The organism is Rhodoluna sp., from assembly GCF_024641065.1.
In the GTDB taxonomy this organism is placed as follows: domain Bacteria; phylum Actinomycetota; class Actinomycetes; order Actinomycetales; family Microbacteriaceae; genus Rhodoluna.
This window is the reverse complement of record NZ_JAHEDV010000014.1, coordinates 1-2,698: the sequence shown is the minus strand read 5'-3', so window position 1 is coordinate 2,698 and position 2,698 is coordinate 1. Positions and strand designations below refer to the sequence as shown.

At 50.4% G+C, this 2,698-nt stretch carries 3 protein-coding genes; 2 read left to right on the top strand and 1 reads right to left on the bottom strand.

Annotated features, from left to right (window positions below):
- Positions 1 to 539: thiamine ABC transporter substrate-binding protein (locus Q0L26_RS05550; protein WP_296648508.1), on the top strand; the 539-nt coding region annotated here is incomplete at its 5' end.
- A 13-nt stretch (positions 540 to 552) separates the two neighbouring features.
- Positions 553 to 2,193, top strand: a complete 1,641-nt coding sequence (locus Q0L26_RS05545) for an ABC transporter permease subunit (protein ID WP_296648505.1) — start codon at positions 553 to 555, stop codon at positions 2,191 to 2,193.
- On the opposite strand, the gene Q0L26_RS05540 is transcribed toward Q0L26_RS05545, so the two are convergent.
- On the bottom strand, positions 2,132 to 2,698 hold a 567-nt coding region (locus Q0L26_RS05540; protein WP_296648501.1), incomplete at its 5' end, for a site-specific DNA-methyltransferase. The genes Q0L26_RS05545 and Q0L26_RS05540 overlap by 62 nt on opposite strands.

The following is a 2,698-nucleotide window of genomic DNA, read 5'->3' as shown; positions in this document are numbered from 1 at the left end:
CAACTTCTTCACCTGGTCTTGCATTCCTTGCTGCCACAGTAGACATGTTCGGTGAGAACGGTTGGGAACAATACTGGACCGCACTCAAAGCAAATGAAGTTAAAGTATCTGCCGGCTGGGAGGATGCCTACTTCACCGAATTCAGCGGTTCATCTGGCAAAGGTAATTACCCAATCGCGTTGAGCTACTCAAGCTCACCTGCTTTTGAGATTCGCGAATCTGGTGACTTCGCTGGCGAATCACAAACTGCAACTATTGATGATGGTTGTTTCCGTCAAACCGAATATGTTGGAGTTTTGAAGAATGCAAAGAATCCAACTGCCGCGAAGAAGTTCGCAGAATTTTTATTGACTGAAGGCTTTCAGAAAACACTGGCCGACAACATGTATGTTTACCCAATTCTTGCAACCGTTGAATTACCAAAGGCATGGGCAGATTTCGCACCACCGGCAAAGAACACATTTGGCGGCGCACTTGATATCAGCAAGAACCGCAAGGTTTGGCTAAGCAAGTGGTCTGAAATTTTTGCAGTCAATTAATTAGTTGCCGTTAATGTCCAAGAAGGTTTGGCTTTGGGCAGCACCGCTACTTTTTGTTGGGGTGTTGTTCTACTGGCCACTGCTGAAGATTATCGGTGTTGGGTTATCAGCCAATTGGTTTGAGATTTACTTTGAACCGGCAACACTGAAGGCAATTTGGTTCACAATTTGGCAAGCTGCCGTTTCTACTCTGATTGCGTTGGTCATTGGTATTCCGGGTGCCTACGTTTTGTATCGCAAGCAATTCTTTGGTCAGCGTTTTATTCGCGCGCTAATTACCGTGCCATTGGTGCTGCCGACCATCGTCGTGGCGATTGTGTTCTCATCATTCAGGGCCGAACACCAGATTTACCAAGACCTAGGGCTGAGCTTCTTTTTTGAGAACTCCATCTACTGGATCATAGCGGCCCACGTATTTGTGAACTACTCGCTCGTGGTACGCACCCTCGGCGGCGTCTGGGCCACCCTGGACAACGAAACCGAGGAAGCCGCCGCACTTGCCGGCGCCGGACGCCTGCGCACAACCCTGCAAATCACCTTGCCTCAGCTGAAGCCCGCGATTGTCTCAGCCTCAGCGCTTACCTTCTTGTTCTGTTCCAGTAGCTACGGCATCATCCTGATTCTGGGTGGTGGCCAGGTGCAATCGGTTGAAACCCAGATAGCCACCGCGGCACTTCAGTTTCTTGATCTAAATAAGGCCGCCGCCCTAGCCCTGCTGCAAACCTTAATCACCGTGGTGGCCTTCAGCATCTCTGAGGCAATCGCCAAGCACCCCATTGGCATTGAACAGGTAGATGAAAGCACCCGAAAGCCCAGAATTGACGCGCGCGACTGGCCAGCCGTTGCGGTTACTGCCCTTGCGGTTGTCGCCATGATTGCAATACCAATGCTGGTTGTGCTGGCCAAGGCCTTCACCTTTGATGGCGCCCTGAGCCTGCAGAACTTCTTGAACCTAACCGGTCGCGGGGATCGCGAGTTATTGAACATCTCTGTTTGGCAGGCAACGCTCAACACTCTTCGCAACGTTGCCATCTCGGCAAGCATTGCCGTGGGTCTTGGTTCACTGGTGTCTTACCTGCTATCACGCACTCACCGCACCCGTCGCGCACTTTTTTCAAATCGCACCATCGATGTGCTGTTTCTGATTCCAATTGGAATCTCATCGGTTGTGCTTGGCTTTGGCTACCTGATTACCTTTGGCGAAGGCCCACTGCCAATTCGCGCAAGTTGGTTGGTTGTTCCTCTAGTGCAAGCACTCATGGCACTGCCACTTGTTATTAGGCTCATCTACCCGGCACTAATTTCAATTGGCGCAGACCACCGCGAAGCCGCTTCGCTGGCCGGTGCAAGCTCAAGACAAACCTGGTGGCACATTGAATCAGGAATTATTCGCAACGTGATTCTTACCGCCATTGGGTTCGCGGTGATTGCGGGCATCGGAGAGTTTGGTGCGGCGTCTTTGCTGGCCTTTGGCGATCAAGCAACTTTGCCAACAGTGCTCTTCGCGTTGATCTCTAGACCAGGTTCAACTAATTACGGAATGGCCATGGCCGTGTCAGCAATTTTGATACTGCTAACTTTTGTTTTGGTGTTTAGCGCTTCAGCGCGAATTCCACGCCGTCGTCGTTTAGGCGCTTTGAAATCACATCGATAGATTCAGGATTCTGGTCAATCAAAATAAATTTACGACCAAGCTCCGCGGCAACCGCACCCGTGGTGCCAGAACCTGCAAAGAAATCCAAAACTAGATCGCCTTGTTGCGATGATGCCTGAATCACTCTGCGCAAAATACCTTTTGGCTTCTGAGTTGGGTAACCGGTTTTCTCTTTTCCGGTTGGCGAAACAATTGTGTGCCACCAGACATCGGTAGGCAGCTTGCCCTTCTCCACTTTTTCTGGAGTCACCAAGCCTGGTGCCATATAAGGCTCGCGATCAACCTCAGTTGAGTTGAAGAAATACTTTGCCGGATTCTTCACGTAAACCAAGATGGTGTCGTGTTTTGAGGGCCACTTGTTCTTGCTCTTGCCGCCGTAGTCGTAAGCCCAAATGATTTCGTTCAAGAAACAATCGCGACCAAACAGTGCATCAAGTAAAACCTTGGCGTAGTGCGCCTCACGATAATCAAGGTGCAGGTAAAGGGTTCCGGTTTCGTTCAATAG